This is a genomic window from Streptococcus danieliae (genome assembly GCF_009767945.1).
Lineage (GTDB): Bacteria > Bacillota > Bacilli > Lactobacillales > Streptococcaceae > Streptococcus > Streptococcus danieliae.
Genome location: NZ_WSRS01000225.1, coordinates 1 through 383, shown reverse-complemented (window position 1 = coordinate 383; position 383 = coordinate 1). Strand labels below are relative to the sequence as shown.

Annotated in this window: 1 protein-coding gene; it reads right to left on the bottom strand. The window is 48.0% G+C overall.

Annotated elements, in window-relative coordinates:
- The coding region (locus E5983_RS09565; RefSeq protein ID WP_269148558.1) for a Rib/alpha-like domain-containing protein at positions 1 to 383 on the bottom strand (383 nt) is incomplete at both ends.

The following is a 383-nucleotide window of genomic DNA, read 5'->3' as shown; positions in this document are numbered from 1 at the left end:
GAGACAGACTTCTCAGCTGATGGAGTTTCACCAACCTTAACGGTTTGATCAGCTGGACTTGGTTCATTGCTGTCTGCTTGGCTTGGGTTTTCTACAACCTTAACTGTCACAGGAACCTTATCTTGCGAACCATCTGGGTAGGTCACAAGAACTGTCGCTGGTTTATCTCCTGCTGTGCTTGTGTCTACTGGGCTCTCAAACGCTACCGTAGTACCTGTTGGAAGGTCACCTAGGTTAGAGATGGACTTCTCAGCTGATGGAGTTTCACCAACGGTAACGGTTTGATCAGCTGGACTTGGTTGGTTACTGTCTGCTTGGCTTGGGTTTTCTACAACCTTAACTGTCACAGGAACCTTATCTTGCGAACCATCTGGGTAGGTCAC